At 73.2% G+C, this 22,451-nt stretch carries 21 protein-coding genes and 1 pseudogene; 7 read left to right on the top strand and 15 right to left on the bottom strand.

Translation table 11 applies throughout. From position 1 onward, the window contains the following. Positions 1-3: 3 nt before the first annotated feature. The 6 genes from OHA72_RS35730 to OHA72_RS35705 form a co-directional block, all read right to left on the bottom strand. On the bottom strand, positions 4-1,113 hold the full coding sequence (locus OHA72_RS35730) for a LacI family DNA-binding transcriptional regulator (protein ID WP_327000459.1): 1,110 nt from the start codon (positions 1,111-1,113) through the stop codon (positions 4-6). Between the two features lie 113 nt (positions 1,114-1,226). Further along, positions 1,227-2,666 (bottom strand): alpha/beta hydrolase, encoded by a 1,440-nt coding sequence (locus tag OHA72_RS35725; protein WP_327000458.1) that lies wholly within the window; start codon positions 2,664-2,666, stop codon positions 1,227-1,229. A gap of 27 nt (positions 2,667-2,693) precedes the next feature. Further along, positions 2,694-3,899, bottom strand: coding sequence for a hypothetical protein (locus tag OHA72_RS35720; protein WP_327000457.1), 1,206 nt, complete (start codon positions 3,897-3,899; stop codon positions 2,694-2,696). A gap of 148 nt (positions 3,900-4,047) precedes the next feature. Then, positions 4,048-4,461, bottom strand: a complete 414-nt coding sequence (locus OHA72_RS35715) for a hypothetical protein (protein ID WP_327000456.1) — start codon at positions 4,459-4,461, stop codon at positions 4,048-4,050. Further along, entirely contained in the window at positions 4,353-5,030 is a 678-nt protein-coding gene (locus OHA72_RS35710; protein WP_327000455.1) for a caspase family protein, read from the bottom strand. The genes OHA72_RS35715 and OHA72_RS35710 overlap by 109 nt, the downstream gene beginning before the upstream one ends. Continuing rightward, positions 5,031-5,309, bottom strand: coding sequence for a hypothetical protein (locus OHA72_RS35705; RefSeq protein ID WP_327000454.1), 279 nt, complete (start codon positions 5,307-5,309; stop codon positions 5,031-5,033). It lies immediately after the preceding gene. Positions 5,310-5,404: 95 nt separating this feature from the next. Between OHA72_RS35705 and OHA72_RS35700 the strand changes: the two genes are divergently transcribed. After that, positions 5,405-5,557 (top strand): hypothetical protein, encoded by a 153-nt coding sequence (locus tag OHA72_RS35700; protein WP_327000453.1) that lies wholly within the window; start codon positions 5,405-5,407, stop codon positions 5,555-5,557. 14 nt (positions 5,558-5,571) lie between these two features. On the opposite strand, the gene OHA72_RS35695 is transcribed toward OHA72_RS35700, so the two are convergent. The 3 genes from OHA72_RS35695 to OHA72_RS35685 form a co-directional block, all read right to left on the bottom strand. Next, the gene (locus OHA72_RS35695) at positions 5,572-6,774 is read right to left on the bottom strand and encodes an MFS transporter (RefSeq protein WP_327000452.1); all 1,203 of its coding nucleotides are present in this window, start codon (positions 6,772-6,774) and stop codon (positions 5,572-5,574) included. Between the two features lie 220 nt (positions 6,775-6,994). Then, the gene (locus OHA72_RS35690) at positions 6,995-8,359 is read right to left on the bottom strand and encodes a ricin-type beta-trefoil lectin domain protein (protein ID WP_327000451.1); all 1,365 of its coding nucleotides are present in this window, start codon (positions 8,357-8,359) and stop codon (positions 6,995-6,997) included. Positions 8,360-8,561: 202 nt separating this feature from the next. After that, positions 8,562-9,290: a lysozyme gene (locus tag OHA72_RS35685; RefSeq protein ID WP_442788370.1), complete on the bottom strand. Its 729-nt coding sequence runs from the start codon at positions 9,288-9,290 to the stop codon at positions 8,562-8,564. A 186-nt stretch (positions 9,291-9,476) separates the two neighbouring features. Between OHA72_RS35685 and OHA72_RS35680 the strand changes: the two genes are divergently transcribed. After that, entirely contained in the window at positions 9,477-10,160 is a 684-nt protein-coding gene (locus OHA72_RS35680) for a peptidoglycan recognition protein family protein (RefSeq protein ID WP_327000450.1), read from the top strand. Between the two features lie 169 nt (positions 10,161-10,329). On the opposite strand, the gene OHA72_RS35675 is transcribed toward OHA72_RS35680, so the two are convergent. From OHA72_RS35675 to OHA72_RS35660, 4 genes are all read right to left on the bottom strand, one after another. Beyond that, complete coding sequence (locus OHA72_RS35675; RefSeq protein WP_327000449.1) at positions 10,330-12,804, bottom strand: FtsX-like permease family protein; 2,475 nt, start codon at positions 12,802-12,804, stop codon at positions 10,330-10,332. Then, the gene (locus OHA72_RS35670; protein WP_327000448.1) at positions 12,801-13,586 is read right to left on the bottom strand and encodes an ABC transporter ATP-binding protein; all 786 of its coding nucleotides are present in this window, start codon (positions 13,584-13,586) and stop codon (positions 12,801-12,803) included. The genes OHA72_RS35675 and OHA72_RS35670 overlap by 4 nt, the downstream gene beginning before the upstream one ends. 74 nt (positions 13,587-13,660) lie before the next feature. Beyond that, entirely contained in the window at positions 13,661-14,320 is a 660-nt protein-coding gene (locus OHA72_RS35665; RefSeq protein WP_327000447.1) for a response regulator, read from the bottom strand. Continuing rightward, positions 14,308-15,546 (bottom strand): sensor histidine kinase, encoded by a 1,239-nt coding sequence (locus OHA72_RS35660; RefSeq protein ID WP_327000446.1) that lies wholly within the window; start codon positions 15,544-15,546, stop codon positions 14,308-14,310. Before OHA72_RS35660 ends, OHA72_RS35665 begins: the two co-directional genes overlap by 13 nt. Before the next feature lie 166 nt (positions 15,547-15,712). Between OHA72_RS35660 and OHA72_RS35655 the strand changes: the two genes are divergently transcribed. Next, positions 15,713-15,934: a hypothetical protein gene (locus OHA72_RS35655; RefSeq protein ID WP_327000445.1), complete on the top strand. Its 222-nt coding sequence runs from the start codon at positions 15,713-15,715 to the stop codon at positions 15,932-15,934. Between the two features lie 186 nt (positions 15,935-16,120). Next, positions 16,121-16,798: pseudogene (locus OHA72_RS35650) on the top strand (serine/threonine-protein kinase); the annotation flags it as partial. A 749-nt stretch (positions 16,799-17,547) separates the two neighbouring features. Here the strand turns inward: OHA72_RS35650 and OHA72_RS35645 are convergent. Beyond that, positions 17,548-18,174 carry a TetR/AcrR family transcriptional regulator gene (locus tag OHA72_RS35645; protein ID WP_327000444.1) on the bottom strand — a complete coding sequence of 209 codons (627 nt, stop codon included), beginning with the start codon at positions 18,172-18,174 and terminating at the stop codon, positions 17,548-17,550. 138 nt (positions 18,175-18,312) lie between these two features. On the opposite strand from OHA72_RS35645, the gene OHA72_RS35640 reads away from it, so the two are divergent. Genes OHA72_RS35640 through OHA72_RS35630 form a run of 3 tightly spaced genes read left to right on the top strand, consistent with a single transcriptional unit; the run spans position 18,313 to position 21,793 of the window. Beyond that, entirely contained in the window at positions 18,313-19,107 is a 795-nt protein-coding gene (locus tag OHA72_RS35640) for an SDR family NAD(P)-dependent oxidoreductase (RefSeq protein ID WP_327000443.1), read from the top strand. 2 nt (positions 19,108-19,109) lie between these two features. Next, positions 19,110-20,237 (top strand): DUF5938 domain-containing protein, encoded by a 1,128-nt coding sequence (locus OHA72_RS35635; protein WP_327000442.1) that lies wholly within the window; start codon positions 19,110-19,112, stop codon positions 20,235-20,237. 5 nt (positions 20,238-20,242) lie between these two features. Further along, positions 20,243-21,793 carry an AMP-binding protein gene (locus OHA72_RS35630; protein ID WP_327000441.1) on the top strand — a complete coding sequence of 517 codons (1,551 nt, stop codon included), beginning with the start codon at positions 20,243-20,245 and terminating at the stop codon, positions 21,791-21,793. Here the strand turns inward: OHA72_RS35630 and OHA72_RS35625 are convergent. Next, positions 21,750-22,337, bottom strand: coding sequence for a TetR/AcrR family transcriptional regulator (locus tag OHA72_RS35625; protein ID WP_327000440.1), 588 nt, complete (start codon positions 22,335-22,337; stop codon positions 21,750-21,752). The genes OHA72_RS35630 and OHA72_RS35625 overlap by 44 nt on opposite strands. Positions 22,338-22,451: the final 114 nt, after the last annotated feature.

Genomic DNA, 22,451 nt, shown 5'->3' with positions numbered 1-22,451 from the left:
TCGTCAGCCCGCCGGCGGGGCGGTGGAGTCGCGGACGATGAGCGTCGGCTTGAACACGTCGAGGCTCGGCTCGCGCGGGCCGCCGGCGTCGTGCGTGAGCGCGACCGCGCGGTCGATGGCGTGCCGCACGATCTCCGAGATGGGCATCCGCAGGGTGGTGAGCGCCGGCACCGTGTGCGCCGCGATGACGATGTCGTCGAAGCCGACGACCGAGAGCCGGTCGGGCACCGTCGCGCCGAGGCTGTGCGCGGCGTGCAGCACGCTCACAGCGACGAGGTCGGTCGACGTCGCCACCGCCGTCGGCGGATCCGGCAGGGCCAGCAGGCGCCGCAGCGCGACGCCGCCGCCCGCGAGGGTGTTGGGGCAGCGTTCCAGATAGCCGGCCGGGACACCGCCGAAGCGCTCGCCCATGAACTCGACATAGGCGTCCTCGCGCACCCGGTAGCCGTTGGGCAGCTCCGCGCTGAGGAACGCGATGCGCCGGTGCCCGAGGGACGCCAGGTGGTCGAGCCCCTCGCGGATGCCGGCGCGGTCGTCCGCGTCCGCCGTCGGGAACTCCAGCGGGCTGGTGCCCTGCCACAGCGCGACCACCGGCACCGAGGAGCTGCGCAGGTCGGCGAGGAGCTCGGGGAACTCCTGCATGTCGCCGAGCAGGACGATGGCGTCGGTGTGCCGCGTCTCCAGCACGGTGGTCAGCGACGTCGCCTCGTCCAGGTGGCCGTGCACGTGGCCCAGCACGACGTTGTAGCCGTGCGCCATCGACTCCAGGACCAGCGCCTCGATGACGCCGGCGTAGAAGAGGTCGCTGAAGTCGCGCACCACGGCGCCGATGAGGTTGGTCGGCGCGCCGCGCAGCCCGCGGGCCAAGGGATTGGGCCGGTAGCCGAGCCGGCGCGCCGCCTGGATCACCCGCTCCCGCGTGCCCTCGGCGATGGGCACCTTGGTCGGGGTGTTGTTGAGGATCCGTGACACCGTGCTCTGCGACACCGCGGCCGTGGCGGCGATGTCCCGCATGGTGACGACCGGGCGGCGGGCCACTCTGGGCACCGGCTGCCCGTCTGGATCGGACGCGTCGTCCGGGGTGGATCGGGCTTCGCGTGCTGCAGGCGACATCGGCTCCAGCCTAGCATTTTCAGGCAGGAAACGATTTCACACGCGCCCGGCGGGCACCGGAACACGGCGGTGAACACCCACCCCGGCGGGCACCGGGACACGCCGGTGCAACCTCACCCCGCCGGCCGCCGGTCCGCGGAGTCCTGTGCCTGCTCCGCGATCCGTTCGGCCGCCGGGTCGTCGGCGACCATCACGAGGTCCGTGACCGGCTTCAGCCCCACGTTGTCCGGGTCGGAGACGCTCACCCGGTACACCCCGGGCTCCGCCGGTGGCAGCAGCGCCGTGGCGCGTCCTTCGGCGTCCAGGTCCGCCATGACCTCGACGCGCCGGCCGGTGTCGACGTCCTGCATCGCGAACGTCACCCGCAGCGCCGGGCCCTCGGTGGCGGCCGCGACCGCGACCGGCTCGCCTGGGGGCAGCAGGTCGTCGACCTCGAGGCGGAACCCGTCGAACGGCGAGCCGCGGTATGCCCCCAGCGGCTTGCGCGTGACCAGGCCCATGACCTGCACCAGCACCGAGTCGAGGTTCTGCAGCGACGCGTGCGACTCGGTGGCGTACACCTCGCGCGGGTCGTCGGAGAGCTCCAGCGGCGTCGCCGACACCCGCGGCACCGTGCCGTCGCCGCCGTCGTCGGTGGCACCGTCGTGGTCGAGCACGACGAGCCCGCTGTCGCGCACGACCGCGGACTGGCCGGTGCGCTGGAAGATGCCGACGACGGGGTGGATGTCGTACCGGCCGTAGCCGCCGTTGCGGTCGACCGCGGCGGCGATCCCGGCGTGGAAGCCCGCGGCCGCGCGGACCCGGTCCGCGTCGACGGTGGGCGGCAGGCCGGCCGCCTCCAGGATCCGGCGGGGCGCGCCGCTGCCGTCGTCGACGCACGGGTAGACCGGCAGCAGCTGGTGCACGGACGTGAGCGAGCGCAGCAGCCCCGACAGGTCCGCCTTGAACGGGCCGACGCCCTTGACGAAGCCGTTGGCCAGCATGTCCAGGGCGTTGAGCGAGCCCCGGTACGGCGTGCCGAACGTGACCAGCGCGCGGGTGTCCCGCCAGCCGTCCAGTTCCTCCAGGAAGTACCGGGCGACGAGACCGCCCATCGAGTGGGCCAGCAGGATCAGCTTCGCGTCCTGCGCCCCGGACCGGTCGCGCCATTCCGCGAGCCACTTCGGCGCCTGCTCCGCCAGCCGGTGGGCGGCGGCCCGGTTGTCGCGCCGCCAGTCGTACGGGAAGTCGAACCAGTTGACGCCGTCCTGCAGCGCGAAGCGCTGGAACAGCAGCCGCCGGATCTTGCTGTACCCGTCGATCTTCCAGAAGCCCGGCAGCAGGTGGACGTCGGGCATGAGCCTGGTCGCGACCACGCCGTCGCCGAGGTCCGGTGCCTCCGGGTCGTCGCGTGGCAGCTCGAGCGCCGCGACGTTGCCGCCCAGGGAGAGCAGGCCGCGCAGGACCGCCCCCGGCGACAACGCCCAGACCTCCTTGCCGTCGCGCTCCAGCACGCTGCCGAGGATTCCTGGCAGCAGCACGACGACGTCGCGTACCGGAAGCTTCTCCGCCATCGCGGGACCCCTTTCATCGAATGGTGCTCATCGACCGGTGTCGGTGACCTCGTAGGCGAACGAGATCCGCCCGGTGTGCAGCAGGCCGCCCGCCGGGTGCCGGCGCACCGGGTCGCCGGCGCCGAACCGGTCGTCGGGCAGGAACCAGGTCCGGTACGCGCCGCACGCACCGTCCGGCAGGACCGCGGCCGCCCGCGCGAACGGATCGCCGCCGGCCGGCGCGGTCGCCAGGAGGTCGGCCAGGTCCGGCTCGCCCTCGCCGCCCTCGGTGACCCAGATCGCGAGCTCCAGCAGGCCCTCGACGGGCCCGTCGAACAGGAGATGGTCTCCCCCGGCCCGGACGGTGGTCGCCTTGCACCGGGTGGGACCGGCCGCGACCAGGGCGTCGACCCGGACGGGCCGCCCGGCGTGCGCGGCGAGCTCCGTCAGCCGCACGGTGACGCGGCGCGGCACCGGACCGGCGGGCTCCGGCGGCACGAGCCGAAACGACGGGTGCGGCCGTTCATCGAGGTCGAACGGGGGTGCCTCGGCCGGGCGCGGCCCGGGATGCAGGTAGAACGTGCACCGCTCGATCTGGTACCGGACGGCGGGGCCGGCCGTCCAGGTGCCGCCGCCGGTCGCGGTGCCGCGCTGGACCAGGCCGGTGAGGTCCTGCGGCGCGTCGGTGACCACGGTGACCACGGTCTCCGGTCGCGGCGGGCCTGCCGGCAGGTCCGGCGGCCAGAACAGCTCCATGCCGGCCAGCGCGTTGCTGCCCGGCAGCCGGTACAGCTCGTACGTGTCGCCGGGGCCGATGCCCACCCCGGACGGCTCCGACGTGGTCAGCTGCGTCACGGCGCCGCGCAGCCCGACGTCGAACACCGTGGCGTAGCGGCGGGCGGTGCCGGGGTTGTGGACGCGGACCACGACCTGGTCACCGGTGAACAGGTGCGCGCCGCTGCGTTCCAGCGGCTGCTCCGTGCCACCGTTGAGCAGGATGTACCGCACGTCGGCGGGTTCGTCGAGCGCGGCTTCGCCGGTGCCGGTGTCCAGGTCGCGCAGGTGCGTCGCGCGGGCCAGCCGGCCCAGGTCCGCCGTGAGCCGGCCGAGGGCTGCGTCGGTGAGCGGCCGCGGCCCGGCGTGCAGCGGCTCGCCCTGGGCGTCCAGGAGCTGGGCGCCGTCGCCGGTCAGGCGCACGGTGCCGACGACCGCCTCGCCGGGCGCCGCGATCCGCAGGTGCGCCCGGTGCCGCACGGCGTCCGCGACGCGGGCGGCCTGCGGATGCCCGGACGGGACGACCGCGGCGGCCAGCCACCCGGACGCGCCCCCGACGGATGCGCCTCGGCGCCGGCCGGCAACGCCGCCGGGTCGGTGTCCAGGGCCAGCCGGGCCCGTCCGGCGCTCACCAGGTCGACGGTCGCCGTCGCGACCGGCGCGCCGGGGCGGTGAGGGCGAACCGGTCGCCCGCGCCGATCGCGAAGAGCGCCGCGTGCTCCAGGAACGCCACGCCGTCGCGGATCCGCACCGCCAGCACGCCGGAGGCGGACCGCTCGGCGGCCTGGAACAGGTAGCGGTCGACGGGGCCCGCCACCTCGGGGCGCTGCGTCGGCACCAGGTCCATGACGGCGGGCCGCAGCAGTTCGATGAGCTGCCGCCAGGTGAGGCGCTCGCTTCCGGGCTCCCGCAGCAGCCGGGTGAGGGTCGCGGTCAGGACGCCCTGCGGGCGGCGCGACGCCGTTTCCGGCAGCTCGTATGCGGTCTCGTCGGGCGCGCACGCGACGAGCCGGACGGCGAGCGGGTTGCTGTCGCCGCGCACCCCCCGCAGGATGTGCGCGCCGGGCCGGGCGTGCACGGCGGGCGGGCGTCGGCGCGCAGCCGCTCCCAGGCGCCGCGGACCGCCGCCCACGGGAACGCGCCCGGCCGGGCCGGCGACCTGGGCCGCAGCAACGGGTTGCGGGACATCCGCGCCGCGTGGCAGCAGTCCAGGATCGTCGTGACGTTGCCGGTCCTCGCCGTGAGCGCCGACTGCAGCAGGCTGAGCTCCTCGGCCAGCACCCCGCGGAACGTGCCCGCGGCGGCACCGGGCAGATCGGTCGGCACGAGGTACTGCAGCCACGCCGGGCTGTCCGGGTCCCTGGCGGCGAGTGGGTTGCGGTAGCGGGCGCCGTGGCCGGAGTAGTAGACGACGACCGCGTCGCCGTCGGCGGTGTCGGCGATCAGCGCGCGGTACGCGTCCACGATGCCGTCGTAGCCGGCCTGCTCCCCGACCAGGGTCCGCGCCTGGAAGCCGAACCCGGCGAGGGCGTCGCGCATCGACGCGACGTCGTCGTGCACGCCGCGCAGCCCGTGGGTCTGGCTGCCGATGAGCAGCGCCCGCCTGTCCACTCAGCCCGCCCCCACAACCACGAACGCGCCCCACTGCCACGGGTCGCGCAGGCCGCCGCCGGCCGAGGGCGCCGGAGCGAGGCCGGCCGGCGGGCGGGCGTCGCGGAGGCCGAGCCCGCCGACCGCGGCGTGGGCGGCGTCGCCGACCGCCTCGAAGGCGTGCAGATACGCCTCCTCGGCCTCCGGCAGCAGGCCGCCGACCCGCAGACCGTCCGCGTCGGCGAGGATCCGCTCCATCCGCTCGACGTCGCCGACGTCGCCCCTGCCCCGCAGCATCATGCCGCGGACCGTCTCGTTGAACGCGTTGATCGGACGACCTCCGTTCGGCCGTGACCACATCCGCGATGGCGGGCACCGCTCGGACCGCTGTCGTCATGCTACTGACGGACCGCGCCCCGGGTACCCTCAGCAGCCGTCGGGTCACGCCGCACGAGGGGCAGGGCCGGCCGGAGGTCGCGCTGGAGCACAGCCGGCAGGCGCTGCGGCTGTACCGGGTGCTGGGCCACCGGGCCGGCCAGGCGCGGTAGGCGGCCGCCCGCTCCTACGCCCGGTCGGCCCGTCCGGCCTCGGCGGCGACGGCGGTCCGCTCCGCCGCGACCGGGACGATCACCGCGGCGATGAGCGGAAACGCGGCCACTACGGCGTAGCTCGGCGCGAAGCCCGCGGCGCCGATCGCCGCGGCCAGCACCGGTGGCGTGGCGGCCGTCAGCACGTTCTGGCCCGTGGTCTGGATGCCCAGGGCGCGGCCGGCCCACGCGGATCCGGCGGACTCGGCGACGGCCGTGAACGACAGGCCGTTGCTGCTCACCGCGACCACCCCCAGGAACAGCAGGGCGGGCACCGCCAGGCTCGATCCGGCCGCCGCGGCGGCGGCCAGCGCCAGCATGCCCACGCCGGTGGTGACCGCGATGATCCGCATGGGCCGCAGCCGGCTGCCGGTGCGGTCCGACCAGTAGCCCGCGCCGAGGCGGCTCAGAGCGCCGCAGACCTGGGCGCCGGCCAGCAGGTGCCCGGCGGTGAGGGGTGCCCAGCCTCGGCTGTCGGTGAGGAACACCAGCGCGAACGTGGTGATCGTGAACTGCGGGATCACCAGCAGCGCGCTGGCGGCGTGGATGCGCCACAGGCCGGGTGTGCGGTACGGCGACGCCGAGGCCGGCTGCGCGGCGGTGGCGGCGGACGGCGGCAGGTCCGGGCCGCGGACGAACACGAACGCCGCGGTCGCCGCGGCCAGGAACAGCACCGCGAGGAACAGCAGCGGCCGGCCGGTGCCGGCGGCGGCGAGGGCGGGCAGCGTGGCCGCAGCCAGTGCGAGGCCCATCGGCCCGGCGCTCTGCCTGAGGCCCATCGCCAGGGCGCGCTCGTGCCGGGCGAACCAGCCGAGGATCAGCCGGCCGCTGGCCAGCACCGAGGCGGCGGCCGCGCCGGCCAGGGCCAGGCACACGGCCAGGACCGCCGTGCCGTGCACCGACCGGGCGGCGAGGAGGATGAGGCCGGCCAGCCCGAGGCCCGTGCTCAGCACGACCCGCTCGCCCCACCGGTCGGCCGCGGCGCCCCAGGCGATGAGCGTGCACATCACGCCGATGGTGGGGCAGGCGACCAGCAGGCCGGTCTGCTCCAGGGAGAGGCCCTCGTCGCGGAACGCCGGGATCAGGTAGGCCAGCCCGTACTGGAACGTGCTGCCGGCGGTCATCGCCAGCATGCCGATGACCAGCATCAGCCAGCGCATGCGCTCACGTGAACCCACCTGGGCCTCCGACCTCAGGCCTCGGCCTGCTCGAGCACCGCCTCGGCGCGCTCGGGGTGCCCTCGGCGAGACCGAGGTCGATTGCGTGGCGGGACCGGAGCCAGATTACGACGCCGAGGAGGAACACGATGCCCTCGGCGAAGGTCAGGGCCCAGAGCACGAATGACGAAGCCCGCAGACGCCGCTGAAGGGGCGGCGCCTGCGGGCCGGTGCGGAGCGACTACTGCGGCAGCGTCCACTGCTGCGCGGCGGAGGTGTTGCAGTCCCAGATCTGGACCTGGGTGCCCGGCGTCGTCGATCCGTTCGGGTCGTCGAGGCACTTGTTCGACTGCGGGTTGTAGTACCTGCCGCTGGACTGGCGGATGAACACCTGGGCGCCGGTGCTGTTGCAGTCCCAGATCTGCAGTTTCGTGCCGTTGGCGGTGGCGCCGCCGGGGATGTCGAGGCACTTGCCGAACGCGCGCAGGGTGCTGCCCGCCTCGACGTACGTCCACTGCTGCGCCCCGGTGCCGTTGCAGGTCCAGATCTGGACCGGGGTGCCGTTGGCGCTGTTGGAGGAGCGGACGTCGAGGCAGAGGCCGCCGGGGCCCTTCACGGCCTTGCCCGTCGTGGGCGGCGGGGTCGTCGGGTTGCCGCCTCCGCCACTGGTGTACGCGGCCACGTAGTCCACGACCATCGGCACGCCGGACACGGTGGAGGCGAAGGGGCCGCCGCCGAACGCGGCCGGGAAGCCGCCGCCGATCGCCACGTTGAGGATGATGAAGAAGCCGTGGTGCGTGGCGTTGTTCCAGGTGGTCGCGTCGACCTGGTTGGCGTTGATGGTGAAGAAGTTGCTGCCGTCCAGGTACCAGCGGATCTGCTCCGGCGACGTGCTGCGGTCCTGCTCCACCGCGTAGGTGTGGAAGCCGGAGTTGCAACCGCCGCAGGCGCGCTCGCCGCTGCCGATGCCGGTGGTCTCGTTGCACGGGCCGCCCGGGTTGGTCCCGCAGTGCAGGGCTGCGAACACGGAGGGCCGGCCGTTGATGTTCTCCAGGATGTCGATCTCGCCGATACCGGGCCAGCCGGTCGCGCCGGTGCCGCGCGCCGCCGCGCCCAGCATCCAGAACGCGGGCCAGTAGCCGGCGCCGTTGGCGGTGTTGACGTTCGGCTGCTGGATGCGGGCCTCGACGCGCAGCTTGCCGCCCGCGGGCGCGGCGAGGTTGGTCCGCTGGGTCTCGATGCGGCCGCTGGTCCAGTTGCCCGCCCCGTCGCGGATCGGCTTGATGTTGAGGTTACCGCCGCCGTCGAGGTAGACGTTCTGCGTGCTGTTGGTCATGTTCTCGATCTCGCCGGTGCCCCAGTTGCCCGCGCCGCCGGGGTAGCCGTGGCCGAGGTCGTAGAGCCAGTTGCCGGTGTTGACGCCGGTGTTGGCGGATCCGTTGAAGTCGTCGGCGAAGACCTGGGTCCAGCCGCTGGGCGTCGGCGGCACCGACGCCCCGGCCTGGGGCAGCGCGGCGACCGTGGCGGCCAGCAGCACGGCCGTGGCGGCGCCGATCAGGAGCGGCAGTCGCCGTGTGCGACTGTGTTTGGTCTGTGCAGTTTCCACGAGGATGACCCTTCGTCGAAGGGGAAAGCTGGCCGAATGCGGCGGACAGCAATGCCTGCGCCCCGCGTTGGCGGACGTGAGAGCGCTCTCAGCATCGTGGCGGACTGGAAAGATTCTTGTCAATAAGCAAGTTGACTGTTGATTTCTGTGTGGACCGGCGCCGCATCGCCCCGAGCGCTCGTCCCGGGGCGATGCGGTCCGCTCAGCAGGGGCCGTTGCAGGCCAGGACCTTGAGCCGGTCCAGCGCCCCGTTCCACTGGTTGGAGTCGCCCGCGAACGGGCCGCTGCTGGAGTACTGCCAGAACGACCAGGTCGGCGCGCCCGCCGGCAGCGTCCCGGGGGAACTGCTGTAGCGGGCCAGCCACAGCGGCGAGTTGGCCCAGAAGCCGCTGTAGTTGCCGGTGCAGGTGACCCACCAGTCCGTGGTCGTGTAGATGGTGGCCCAGCGACCGGTGCGGGTGTGGTACTGGTTCAGGAACGCCCGGATCCAGCTGACCATACCCGACTGCGACAGCCCGTAGCAGGTGGCACCGTACGGGTTGTACTCGATGTCCAGCGCCCCGGGCAGGGTCTTGCCGTCCTTGGACCAGCCGCCGCCGTGCCCGACGAAGTAGTCGGCCTGCGCGGCGCCGCCACCGCCGTTCGGGATCGCGAAGTGGTAGGAGCCCCGGATCATGCCGACGTTGTACGAGCCGTTGTACTGCTGGGCGAAGTAGGGATTGGTGTAGTACGTACCCTCGGTGGCCTTGATGTACGCGAACCGGGAGCCTGCGCTCCACTGCGCCGACCAGTTGACGTTGCCCTGATGGCCAGAGACGTCCTGACCGTAGGTCACGGTGGCGGCCGAGGCCGGGGCGCCGATCAGGGCGGTGGCGACCAGTGCGGCCGCCAGGGACAGGACTGCCAGTGCGCCGAGCCGTCGTTTGGACACGGTGCGCCTCCTTCGAGGGGGTGTGCTCCGGTTTGGCAGATAGCTTCGCCGATTAGCTCACGGACGTCGGAAACTTTCAATAGGTATCCGTCGAACTCTGCGAGAAAATTACAGTGAGCCAGATCGATAGACATGGGCAACTGAGCAGGCGTAACGTGCCCCGCTGCAAGAAGTTTACGAACTTCCATGAACTTCGAAAGTCGGCACCGGCACTCCTGGGAGGCGCTCATGCCCCGCATCACCCGTCGCGGCGTCCTGCGCGGCGCCGTCCTGCTCGGCGGCGCCGCGACGCTGCTGGGCCCGGCCGACCCGGCGTCCGCCGCGGTCGAACAGCCCACGATCGCCAACTGCGGCACCTGGGGCGCCCGCCCACCGTCCCGCCCGCTCACCATCGACCCGTACCGGCCGAACAAGATCATCGTGCACCACACCGCGATGGCCAACTCGACGGACTACTCCCAGGCGCACGCGTTCCAGAACTCCCGCGACATCCAGGACCTGCACATGGACGGCAACGGCTGGCTCGACAGCGGCCAGCACTTCACCAACAGCCGCGGCGGCTGGCTCACCGAGGGCCGCAACGGCAGCCTGTACGCGCTGCTGCACGGGCAGACCATGGTGCAGGGCTCACACTGCAAGGGCCAGAACGACCAGGCCATCGGCATCGAGAACGAGGGCACCTACCTGACGGAGCAGCCGCCGGCCGCCCTGTGGAACAGTCTGGTGGCGTTCTGCGCGTTCACCTGCCGGCAGTACGCCATCCCGGCCTCGGAGATCTACGGCCACAAGGACTTCAACGTCACCGAGTGCCCGGGCCGGCTGCACGACCGGCTCCCGGAGCTGCGCGCCGCCGTGGCCGCCGCCCTCTGAACCCCGCCGGTCGCACCGCGGCTTCGACCCGCAGCCGGCGCAGATGTTCGCCTTCTTCGACGAGCACCCCGCCGAGCCGGTCGACCTCCAGCCGCTGCGGGCCGCCCACCCGGGCCTGCAGCGGCTGGAGACCTGGCTGCGGAGCACTGCCTGGAGGCCGTGACCGCGGCTACTCCTTCACGCCGATGTGCTCGATCGGCGGTACCCGCAGCAGCCGCCCGATCGGCAGCACGGTGGTGAGCAGGGCGAGCAGCGCCGTGCCCCCGATCACGGCGGCGAAGCCCAGCGGCGGCACGTAGGGCACCGGTTCGCCGGTCACCGAGTTGACCACCATGGCCAGGGTCGCCAGCGCGATCGACGCGCCCATCAGGACCGCGACGCCGAGCAGTCCGGCCTGTTCGGCGTGGACCATCCGCCTGGCCTGGGCGCGGGTGACGCCCGCGAGGCGCAGCACGGCCAGCTCCCGGCGCCGGGCGAGGGCGGCGATGACCATCGTGTTGGCCGCCGCGAGCGCGGCGTAGCCGACCATCACGCCGACGAGCAGCTTGTTCAGCCACGCGCTGACGGCGAGGTCGTCGGCGAGGCGGCGGGTGAGGCTGCCGGTCTCCACGACGGCGCCGCCGGGGTACCGGGCCGCGAGCGCCGGCAGGTCGGCGGATCCGGATGAGCGGATGAGCACCTCGTCGTCCGCGTCGCGTGCCGTGTGGCCCGTGACCGTCGAGCGGGTCAGGGTGATGTCGCCGAACCCGAGGCCGCGGTCATAGATCGCTACGAGGGTCAGCTTGACGGGTGTACCGTCGCCGAGCCAGAACTCGACGCGGTCGCCGACGTCCCAGCCGTGCGTGGACGCCCGGATCGACGATGCGGCAACGGTGTCGCCCTTCAGGTCGGCGAGGTTCCCTGCACGCACCCGCAGGTCCATTGTGGACGCGAGGTCGGTGCCGTCGACCGCCTGCGCGGCGACCGGCTCCGCGCCGTCGAGGAACTTGATGACGACGGACGTGCGCCGCACCGACGTGGCGGCCTGGACGCCCGGGGCCTTCCGCGCCTCGTCGAGCGCGCCAGCCGGCAGTCCGGCCGGGGACACCAGCGCGTGCTGGGCGAGCAGCCCGTCGCGGCGCTGCGACAGCGTCTGCCGCTCCAGGTTGTCCTGCAGGAACCACACGGAGCCGCCGAGGCCGACCGACAGCACCAGCGCGGTGAGCACGGCGGCCATGCCGCGCGCGTTCGCGCTGAGGTTGGCGGTCGCCAGGTAGCCGCTGGGCCCCCACACCGTGCGCAGCACCGGGGCGAGCACATTCGCGGCGGCCCGGTTGATCCACGGTGCGAGGAGCCCGACGGCGGCGACGAACAGGTACAGCATGCCGACCGCACCGGCCAGGGCGGTCTGCCCGCTGGCGCCGAGGGTGAACGCGCTCGACGAGACGGCGCCGGCGAGGGTGACGAGGCCGGAGATCAGCCGCACCTTGCCGCTGCGCGGCGGTTCGACCGCGACCTCGCCGAGCGCCTCGACGGGGCGGATCGCGGTGACCCGCCGGGCGGCGATCAGCGCGGACAGCACGGCGACGAGCGTGGTGACCCCGGCGGCCGCGACGGTGGCGAGCACGCCGTGGGAGATCGGGAACGCGGCGGGCACGAACCCGCGGCCGACCAGCTGGTCGCGCACCCAACCGGTGGCGAGGAAACCGGCCGGCACGCCGGCCGCGACCGCGGCGAGACCCACCACCGCCGCCTCCGCCATGATCATCCGGCGGACCTGGCCGGGGGTCGCGGCGACGGCCCGCAGCAACGCGAGGTCGCGGCGGCGATGCCGCACCGACAGCCCGACGGTGGCCGCGACGACGAACACGATCAGCAGCACGACGTAGCCGCCGAACGCGCCGCCGGCCTGGATCAGCAGGTCCCGCGCGCCGAGTTCGTCGGTCTGCTCGACCGTTCCACGGTCGGCGCCGGTGTACACGCCCGCCTCGGACGCGAGCCCGCGCACCGCCGTCGCGAGCGCGGCCTTGTCCGTCCCGGGTGCCGCGACGACCCCGATGACGGCGACCCGGCCCGGGTGCGCCGACAGCGTCGCGGTGTGCGCGTCGGTGAAGAAGACCGCGGCGGACGGCCCGTCGACGACGCCGCTGACGCGGTAGGTCCGTGCGCCGCCGCCGACGAGCACCTCCGTCTCCTGCCCGGCCGTGAGACCGAGCCGCCGGTCGGCCGCGATCTGGTCGTCACCGGCTGGTGCGTTCCCGTCGACGATGCGGTACGGCGTCAGGACGGCACTGCCCCAGCCGTGCCCGGTGACCACGGTGGAGCCCAGCACGACCGTCACCGGGTCGTCGGCCGCGACGGTCGCGACGCCGGGCAGCGCGCGGATGCGGCCGACCAGGTCGGCGGGGACGGTGCCGCCCTCGGGCAGCCGCACCTTCGAGCGGATCACCTCGCCGTCGAGGTCCTTGGCGGTGACGGTGATGTCGGGGCGCGCGACCACGACGTCGGCGGCGGCGTACCGGACCGGCTCCGGCCGGTAGCGCAGCCCCGACTCGACGAGGGTGCCCATCGCCATGAGGATCATGACACCGGCGGCGAGGGCGACGAGCGTGGCGACCGCCGAACCCGGCCGGTGCCGCAGCATCTGCAGCGCGAGCCTCGTCATGCCGCCACCACCCGGCGACGGCCCAGCGAGGCCAGCTGCTCGGCGATGCGCTCCACACCGGGCTGCGGCAGGTCCCGCACGATCCGGCCGTCCGCGAGGACCAGCACCCGGTCGGCGTACGAGGCGGCCACCGGGTCGTGCGTCACCATGACGACCGTCTGCCGGTGCTCGTCGACGACCGCGCGCAGCAGGGTCAGCACGTCCGCCGCGGTCTCGGTGTCCAGCGCACCGGTCGGCTCGTCGCAGAAGATCACCTCGGGGCGGGTGGCGAGCGCGCGGGCGATGGCGACGCGCTGCTGCTGCCCGCCGGACAGCGCGGACGGCCGGTGGTGCAGGCGTTCGCGCAGCCCGACCCGGTCGATCACGTGGTTGAGCCACGCATGGTCCGGTCGCGCGCCCGACAACCGCAGCGGCAGGACGATGTTCTCCTGCACCGTGAGGGCGTTGACGAGGTTGAACGCCTGGAACACGAAGCCGATCCGGTCCCGGCGCAGCTTCGTCAGCCTGGTCTCCGACATCCCGGACAGCTCGGTATCGCCGACCCAGACCCGGCCCGACGTGGACCGGTCCAGCCCCGCCGCGGTCTGCAGCAGCGTGCTCTTGCCGGAGCCCGACGGCCCCATCACCGCCGTGAACGTGCCGCGGTGGAACGTCACGTCGACGCCCGCGAGCGCGGCGACCGCCTGCGCGCCGGTGCCGTACGTGCGGGTGAGCCGTTCGACCCGGACCGCCGCGTCGGCGGACTGTCCGACATGGACGGCATTCGGTGCTCGCATCTCCATGCGGACGACGCTATGGCGACACCGGTCGATGATCGATCCAGCGTGCTGGCGAACCGGGGTACAGCAGGCTGTACCTACGCGCGGCGCTGGGTGTCCTCCAGGTGCCGCAGGACGGCCGTGACCCGCCGGTCGGCGCGGTCGTCCGGCGCGAGGCCGAGCTTGGCGAAGATGCTGCGGATGTGCTTGTGCACGGCGCCTTCGGTGACGAACAGCCGCTCCGCGATCGCGGTGTTGCCGAGGCCCTCGGCCATCAGGGCGAGCACGTCGCGTTCGCGGGGGCTGAGCAGGCTCAGGGTGCTGTCGGGACGGCTGCGGGCGAACAGCTGGCCGACCACCTCCGGGTCGATGGCCGTGCCACCGCCGGCGACGCGGTGCAGCGCCTCGAGGAACTCCTCGACCCGGCCGACGCGTTCCTTCAACAGGTAGCCGAGCCGGGTCGCTCCCCCGGCGAGGAGGTCCGTGGCGAACGCCTGCTCGACGTACGCCGAGAGCACCAGCACCGCAAGGTCCGGCTGGCGGCGCCGGGCCTCGACGGCGGCCACGATGCCCTCGTCGGTGTGGGTGGGCGGCATCCGCACGTCGACGATCGCCACGTCGGGGCGGTGCTCGTCGACCGCGGCCAGGAACGTGTCCGGCGAGCCGGTGGTGGCGACCACGTCGAGCGATTCGGCCCGCAGCAGCAGCGCCAGGCCTTCCCGCAGCAGGGCGTCGTCCTCGGCGATCACGATCCGCACGGCAGCTCCACGAGTATCGTCGTCGGCCCACCGGGTGGGCTGGTCAGGGTGAACCGGCCGTCGTGCGCCTCGACCCGCCGGCGGATGCCGCCGATCCCCGAGCCGTGGCCCTCGTCGGCGCCGCCGTGGCCGTCGTCGGCCACCGTCACGTGCAGCCGGTCGGCGTCGCGGCGCACGGTGACGGCCGCCGCGCCGGCGCCGCTGTGCCGGGCGACGTTGGTGAGCGCCTCCGCCACCACGAAGTACGCCGTCGCCTCGACCGACGCCGCGCACCGGCCCGGGACGTCGACCTCCACGGTGCACGGCACGCCGCAGCCGGCTGCCAGCCCGTCGAGCGCGCCGGCGAGTCCCCGGTCGTCCAGCACCGGCGGCAGGATCCCGCGCACCACGGCCCGCAGTTCCGCGAGCGCGAGCTCGGCGGCGTCGTGCGCGCGGTCCAGGACCTCCTCCGCCAGTGCAGGATCCCGGGCGAGGGCCCGTTTCGCGGCGCCGAGCAGCACGGTGACCGCGACAAGCCGGTTCTGCGCCCCGTCGTGCAGGGACCGTTCGATGCGGCGCAGCTCGACCGCGTGCGCGTCCAGCGCGGCGGCGCGGGTCGCGGTCAGCTCGGCGATGCGCAGCGACATGTCCACGTCGTGCGGCGGCGCCAGCAGCCGCCGGCCCGGCGCCGCCTGCCAGCGGGCCATCCTGGGGATGAGCGCGACGGACACGGCGAGCCAGCCGACGCCGATGAGCGCGACGGCGAGCGCGTCGAGCAGCCCGCCGATGCGCCAGTACACGAGGCCGGGGCCGCCCACGTCCGGCGGCAGCGCCCAGTAGTACAGCGGGAACAGCAGGTACTGCACGGCGGACAGCGGCAGCGACAGCCCGATCAGGCCCAGCCCGAGCCCGGCCGTGCCGTGCGTGGCCACGAACGCGGCCTCGCGCCGCACCCACGGGTCACGCAGGGCGCCGCGCAGGTCGCCGGGGACCGGCGGCGGCACCGGCAGGCCGGCGCCCCACCGCGACAGCCGCCCCCGTTCCCGGTTCGCGGCGGACCGGGCCGCCTGCAGCGCCGACGGGACCACCGCCAGGCCGATGCCGACCACGGACGCGAGCGCCACCACGAACAGCAGCATGAACGTCGCGAAGGCCAGGATCGCCGTGCCGAGGCCACCGACGAGGTGCTCGAGGGCGTCGACGGTCGTGCGCACCCGGTCCCGCAGGTACTGCCGCACCGCCGTCATGAACACCTCCGGCAGCGACAATAGGCGACGGCGGACGGCACGGCCCACGATGGCCGGAGAAAGTACAGCCTGCTGTACCCCGGTCGACTCGCTGGCTGGATCGTCGGCGGGGGCGCGGCTGCCTAGCGTTGGGGTCATCACCGACCAGACGCCCAAGGGAGCAGTCATGACCGACCGATACCGCATCGCCGAGCCCGACACCACCAGCGCGCCGTCCCGCGGCGGCATGCTCCGCCCCGTGCTGTGGCTGCTGCTGATCCTCAGCGCCGCCGCCAACGCGACCGTGAACACCGCCGGCGGCAACGCCCTCCTGGGCGTCGGCTTCGGGCTGGTCACGCTGGCCTGCGCGGCCGCGCTCGTCGTGCACCACTACCGCCGCCGCCGTTGAGGACGGCCCGGCGGCACTGTCCGCCACGCTTCGTGCACTGCGGGTGCTGAAGGTTGAGGTGGCATTCCTCCGCCGACTCGCGCACGATACGGCGTGGACGTCGATGGATGGAGGCAGCCGGACGTGCAGGAGCAGCGGGTGCTGGGCGGGCGTTACCGGCTGGAGCGGGAGCTGGGCAGCGGCGGGATGGCGGTCGTTTGGGCCGCGACCGACGCCGTGCTCGGCCGCTCCGTCGCCGTGAAGATGCTGGCCGGACGGCACGCCACGAGCCTGGCATCGCTGCAGCGGATCCGGGTCGAGGCCAGGACGGCCGCGACCCTGTCGCATCCGAACATCGCCCAGGTGCACGACTACGGTGAGGTCGAGGAGGACGGCCTGACCGTCCCGTACGTGGTGATGGAGCTGGTCACCGGGCCGACCCTGCAGCAGCGCATCGCCGAGGGGCCGGTCGAGCCGCAGGTCGCCTTCCGCATCTGCGCCGAGGTCGCGGCGGCGCTGACGGCCGCGCACGCCGCCTCGCTCGTGCACCGCGACATCAAACCCGCGAACGTGATCGTGACGGCGGCGGGTGCCAAGGTCGTCGACTTCGGTATCGCCGCCTCGGCCGGCCCGGGCGGCGAAGGGGACCCGCCCGACGTGGTGCTGGGCACGCCGTCATACCTGGCCCCGGAGCGGCTCACCGACGACGCCGTCGAACCCGCCTCCGACGTGTATGCGCTCGGCGTCATCCTGTACAAGCTGATCGCCGGTCACCTGCCGTGGCAGACGGACACCACGACGCAGCTGCTCACGGCGCACGTGTACACCGAGCCGACGCCGCTGCCGGACCTGCCGGGCGTGCCGGCCGAGGTGGTCGAGCTGTGCGAGCGGTGCCTGCGCAAGGACCCGGCCCGGCGGCCGGACGCGCAGGAGATCGCCGCCGTGCTCGCCGCGGCCGCCAGCCTCCAGGTCGTCACCGACGAGCGGGCCCACGCCGCGGCGGGTCCCGTCCGCGGCGGTGAACCGTCGGTGGTCCTCATCCCGCCGGACGGGCCGGCGCCGGCCCGTCCGCGCCTGTTCGCCGCCGGCGCCGTCGCCGCCGGGCTCGCCGTGGTGGCGGCGGTGCTGGTCGGGGCGGCCATGGCCGCGGAGCCGGACCAGGACCCGGGCTCCGTCGACCCGCGGACCGCCGTGCTGTCCGGCGGCGCGACGACGGCGGTCGCCGGGTCCGCCACGCCCGGAACGCCACGGCGACCGTCCCGCGCTCGGGAGCGCGCGGCCGGGCGCATCCGGTACGCCATCCGCGGCGGGCACGGGCACGGGTGCCGCCGAACCGGGCACGACCGCGGTGCCGCCACCGTCACCGACGGCCGATCCGACACCACCGCCGCCGCAGGTGCGCACGCTGAGCTCGCCCGGCGGGTCGGTCCGGGCCACCTGCACCACCGACGGCCGGGCCCAGCTGCTGTCGTGGGCGGCGGCGACGTCCTACCGGGTGGACAGCTACAACGCGGGTCCGGCCGCGGCCGCGTCGATCACGTTCAAGCACGGCAACGACCTGGCGCGCATGACCGTCACGTGCGCCGACGGGGTGCCGTCCGCGAGCACGTCCTGACCCTCGGCGCCCGGGGTGCTCAGCGCGCGAGCATCAGCGGCATCACGGCGTGGACGCGGTCGACGAGGGCGGTGAGCGCCTCGGTGCGCCCGGCGACGTGGTCGAGCAGCGCCTGCTGGAACAGCCCGTCCAGGACGCCGTAGGCGACCCTGGACTCCAGTGCCGCCGGCCGGTCGGCGAGCTCCGCATACCGGCTGATCACCCGCCAGATCATCGACTCGAGCGTCTCGTCGATGAGGGTGACGGCGTCGCGGAGCTGGTCCTCGAACATGCTCTGGGTGCGCAGGTCATACCAGAGGCGGTGCATCGGCGCCTCGTCGCGGATCGTCTCGGCGAGCTTGTCGGCGAACGCGTCGAGCAGGCCGTCGGCGGTGGTGGCTTCGGCGATGACCGGGTCGTAGCGGGTGACGCAGCGGGCCTTGTAGTAGCGGACGCTGTAGATGACCAGCTCGAGCTTGTCCTGGAAGTAGTAGTGCACGACGCCGTGGCTGAACGGCGAGTTGTTCGCGATCTCCCGCAGCGAGGCGCGCGCATAGCCGAGCTCGCCCAGGGTGGTGAGCGCGGACTCGGCGAGCTGGTCACGGCGCGCGTCGAACTTGTCGGCGGGGCGCACCGCGCGTCTGCGCTCGGTGTGAAAGGGAGCCACCCTCACATCCTAGGTGGTCACGACCGGTCCTGACCATGTGTCCAAATTTCCTTGTACAACCGTCAAGATTTTTCTTGACAACCGTCAAGACTCAGGACTGTGATGGGAGTCTCACCCGCCACACCCTGGGAGCACTTCATGACCCAACTCGATCTCAACGGACGCAAGGCACTGGTCACGGGCGCGGCGCAGGGCCTCGGCGAGGGCATGGCCCGGGCGCTGGCCGCCGCCGGCGCGCAGGTCGTCGTCGCCGACCTGCAGCAGGACCTCGGCCCCAAGGTGGCCGAGTCGCTCGGCGACGGGCACGGGTTCGTGCACCTGGACGTCACCGACGACGCCGCCTGGGAGGCCGCCGTCGGTCAGGCCACCGAGCTGCTCGGCGGCCTGGACATCCTCGTCAACAACGCCGGCATCGAGATCACCAGCCTGCTCGTCGACCTGGACGCCGCGGCCGCCCGCAAGCAGCTGGAGGTGAACCTGCTCGGCACGGCGCTCGGGATCAAGCACGCGTTCCGCGCCATGCGCCCGGGCGGCGCGGCCGGCAACGGCGGCGTGGTCATCAACGTGGCCTCGGTCGCCGCGACCATCGCATTCCCCGGCATCGGCGTGTACTCGGCCACCAAGTCCGGCGTCGACCGGCTCACCCGCGTCGCGGCGATGGAGTCCGGCAAGCTCGGCTACGGCGTGCGGGTCAACTGCATCTATCCCGGCCTGGTGCCGACCGCGATGGGGGCCGGCCTGGCCAACGACGTCGCGCGGCTCGGCCTGTTCGGCTCGCCGGAGGAGGCGGTCGGCGCGGTCATCGGGCTCACCCCGTCCGGCCGGCTCGGTGACGTCGCCGACATGGCCTCCGCCGTGGTCTTCCTGGCCTCCGACGCGGCCGCCTTCATCAACGGCGTCGGCCTGCCGGTCGACGGCGGAATGGGGATGTGACCATGACCGACAAGCCCGTCGTCGTCTACGGCGCGTCCGGGTACACCGGCCGGCTGATCTGCGAGTACCTGCGCGAGTACAACGTCCCCTTCATCGCCGCCGGCCGCGACGGCGGCAAGCTCAAGGCCGCGATGGAGACCCACGTGGCCGGCATCGAGACCGCCGACTACGAGATCGTCGAGGTCGGCCACGACGTCGAGGCGCTCAAGGACCTCTTCGCCGGCGCGGAGGTCGTGTGCAACACCGTCGGCCCGTTCGCCAAGCTCGGCCCCTCGGTCGTCGAGGCGTGCCTGGCCACCGGGACCCACTACCTCGACACCACCGGCGAGCAGGACTGGCTCATCACCTGCGACGAGCTGTACGGCGCCGACTTCGCCGCGGAGGACCTGCTGCTGGCGCCCGGCGTGGCGCACATGTACACCACCGGCGAGATCGCGGCGGAGCTGTGCCTGGAGCGGCCCGGCCTGGACACCCTCGACATCGCGGTGTTCTGGGGCGGCAGCCCGACGATCGCGTCGACCCTGACGATCCTGGTCAACGCCGCGCTCGCGGGCGCCTTCCACCTGGAGCAGAACCGCTACGTGCCGTGGGACCCGGAGGCCGGGCTCTACCAGTTGGTCATCCCGGGCCAGCACGAACTGGCGCTCGCCCTGCCCTGGGGCGGCACGTCGCATCCCGTCTGGTATCGCCGCGACCCGAGGGTCGCCAACGTCAAGGTGCTCGGCGGCGTGTTCAACCGGCCGCTGATGCTCGGCGTCCCGCAGATCGTGGCCGCCGCCGTCGAGGCGACGAAGGACCTGCCACCCGACGAGCAGTACGCCGCGCTGACGGCCACCGCCGCGCAGGTGATGAACCAGATGCCGCCCCGGGAGAACCCACGGGTCAACAAGTCCCTGGACTCGGTGCACGCGTCCGGGCCGCTCGGCCGGGCCCACTGCGTGATCCATGGCAACTCCAACTACAAGCAGACCGGCCTGCTGCAGGCGTACGCGGCGTACTCGCTGCTGCAGCGCCCGCCGAAGCGCACCGGCTTCGCCTCGGGCTGCCAGGCGTTCGGGCACCGCGAACTGCTCGGCGTGCTCAGCAGCTTCGGGCTGGTCCGCGAACCCGTCGTCACCATCGGGAGCTGAGTGCCGTGCGGCTGGTCGACTACCTGGACAAGGGCGCGTCGCTCGACGCCGGCGCGCCCTGCCTGACCACCGACGGGCAATCCCGCACCTACGCCGAGGTGCAGCACCTCAGCCATCGTGTCGCCGCGGCGCTGGCGGCCCGGGGCGTGCGGCCCGGCGACCGGGTCGCGATCCTGTCGGCCAACGACCCGACGGCCTTCACGTGCGTGTTCGGCATCAGCCGCGCCGGCGCGGTGTGGTGCCCGATCAACCCGCGCAACGAGGCGGCCGAGAACCGCGAGCTGCTCGACCTGTTCGGCTGCGTCGCGCTGATCTTCCAGGAGCGGTTCGCGCCGCTCGTCGGGCAGATCCGCGCCGACCTGCCGGGGCTCACCACGCTGGTGTGCCTGGACGGTTTTTTGCAGGACGACACATTGAGCTGGGACGACTTCCTGGCGCTCGGCGTCGCCTCTGTCGACGAACCGTCCCATGACGGCCTGGCGATGATCGTCGGGACCGGCGGCACCACCGGCCGGCCCAAGGGCGTCGAGCTGACCGGGACGAACCTGGAGACGATGACGGCCATCACGCTGATGAGCTACCCGTTCGACGGCCGTCCCGTCTACCTCGCCCTCGCGCCGCTCACCCACGCCGCGGGCGTGCTGTGCTTCCCGGTGCTGGCCCTCGGCGGCGAGATCGTCGTGATGCGCGGCCCCGGGCTCGGCGTCTTCCTGGATCTGGTGCAGACCCATCAGGTCACGCACACGTTCCTGCCGCCCACGCTGATCTACATGCTGCTCGCGCACGAATGCCTCGACGACACGGACCTGTCGTCGCTGCAGTGCTTCTGGTACGGCGCCGCGCCGATCTCGCCCGCCCGTCTCGAAGAGGCGCTGCGGCGCATCGGCCCGGTCATGGCGCAACTGTTCGGCCAGACCGAGGCGCCCATGATGATCTCCACGATGGCCCCGCGCGACCACTTCCGCCCGGACGGCACGATCGCCACCGAGCGGCTCGCCTCCGCCGGCCGGCCCACACCGCTGGTCACGGTCGCGATCATGGGCGAGGACGGCGCGCTGCGGGGCCGGCGCGAAACGGGCGAGATCGTCGTGCGCGGCTCGCTGGTCATGCGCGGCTACCACCACGACCCGGCGGCCACCGCTGCGGCGTCGGCGCACGGCTGGCACCACACCGGCGACATCGGCTACCTGGACGAGGACAACTACCTGTTCATCGTCGACCGCGCCAAGGACATGGTCATCACCGGCGGCTTCAACGTCTACTCGACCGAGGTCGAGCAGGCGATCATGCAACACCCCGCCGTGCAGGACTGCGCCGTCGTCGGCCTGCCGGACGACAAGTGGGGCGAGCGGGTCACCGCCGTGGTGCAACTGCGCGCCGGCCACGCCGTCGAGCCGGCGGCGCTCGGATCGTTCGTCCGCGAACGGATCGGCGCGGTGAAGACACCCAAGCAGATCGAGATCTGGGCGGACCTGCCCCGGTCCAAGGTCGGCAAGGTCCTCAAGCGCGACATCAAGGCGTCACTGGTGCGAACGCCGCCAGCAGCGTCGTCGTGATCAGCTTCGGGGCGCGCTCGGCGGTGAGCCGGCCGGCGTTGATCTCGTCGGCCGCGCCGTGGATGACGTTGTAGAAGACGGACACCATCCACGACACCGGCAGGTCGGCACGGAACGTCTTGTTGCGCCGGCCGCGCCTGATGAGGCTTTCGAGCCGCTCGAGCGGCCGGTGGTGATACTCGCGGATGCGGTCGGCGGGCAGTTCCAGTTGCGCGGCGAACAGCAGCAACCGGGACTGCTCGACGATCCGCCACGACGACCTGATGAGCCGCGCCAGCGCTGCCGGCTCGTCGCCGGTGAGGTCCACGTCCGCGAGGGCCTGCTCGGCCTCGGTCATGACCTGGGTGAAGACGGCGTCCAGCAGCTCGGTGCGGGACTTGAAGTGGCTGTACAGCGTGACCCGTCCGACCCCGGCGGCCAGGGCGACCTCCTGCATGCTCGCCGTCGGGTCCGTGGACAGCCGCTCCCGGGCGGCGGCGAGGATGGCGCCCACGTTGCGCTGTGCGTCCGCGCGGCGCCCGCGCGCACCGGCCTGCTCCTGCATCCGAAACCTCCACGTCCACACTCCGGTTCTGAGAACCCGAACACATGTGTTCAGTTTACAGCCTGCCACGCGCTACCTTAATCCGTACAACGACGTACGGTTTATCGGAGGTAG

It is taken from the genome of Dactylosporangium sp. NBC_01737, from assembly GCF_035963215.1.
Taxonomy (GTDB): domain Bacteria; phylum Actinomycetota; class Actinomycetes; order Mycobacteriales; family Micromonosporaceae; genus Dactylosporangium.
Note: the sequence above shows the minus strand (reverse complement) of the source record. Positions and strands in the feature narration are given on the sequence as shown.

Bases quoted from the DNA above. Each gene is read 5' to 3' on its own strand.
- OHA72_RS35730 (WP_327000459.1), bottom strand. From the start codon at position 1,113: ATGTCGCCTGCAGCACGCGAAGCCCGATCCACCCCGGACGACGCGTCC.
- OHA72_RS35725 (WP_327000458.1), bottom strand. From the start codon at position 2,666: ATGGCGGAGAAGCTTCCGGTACGCGACGTCGTCGTGCTGCTGCCAGGA.
- OHA72_RS35705 (WP_327000454.1), bottom strand. From the start codon at position 5,309: ATGATGCTGCGGGGCAGGGGCGACGTCGGCGACGTCGAGCGGATGGAG.
- OHA72_RS35700 (WP_327000453.1), top strand. From the start codon at position 5,405: ATGCTACTGACGGACCGCGCCCCGGGTACCCTCAGCAGCCGTCGGGTC.
- OHA72_RS35680 (WP_327000450.1), top strand. From the start codon at position 9,477: ATGAACTTCGAAAGTCGGCACCGGCACTCCTGGGAGGCGCTCATGCCC.
- OHA72_RS35675 (WP_327000449.1), bottom strand. From the start codon at position 12,804: ATGACGAGGCTCGCGCTGCAGATGCTGCGGCACCGGCCGGGTTCGGCG.
- OHA72_RS35670 (WP_327000448.1), bottom strand. From the start codon at position 13,586: ATGGAGATGCGAGCACCGAATGCCGTCCATGTCGGACAGTCCGCCGAC.
- OHA72_RS35660 (WP_327000446.1), bottom strand. From the start codon at position 15,546: ATGACGGCGGTGCGGCAGTACCTGCGGGACCGGGTGCGCACGACCGTC.
- OHA72_RS35655 (WP_327000445.1), top strand. From the start codon at position 15,713: ATGACCGACCGATACCGCATCGCCGAGCCCGACACCACCAGCGCGCCG.
- OHA72_RS35640 (WP_327000443.1), top strand. From the start codon at position 18,313: ATGACCCAACTCGATCTCAACGGACGCAAGGCACTGGTCACGGGCGCG.
- OHA72_RS35635 (WP_327000442.1), top strand. From the start codon at position 19,110: ATGACCGACAAGCCCGTCGTCGTCTACGGCGCGTCCGGGTACACCGGC.
- OHA72_RS35625 (WP_327000440.1), bottom strand. From the start codon at position 22,337: ATGCAGGAGCAGGCCGGTGCGCGCGGGCGCCGCGCGGACGCACAGCGC.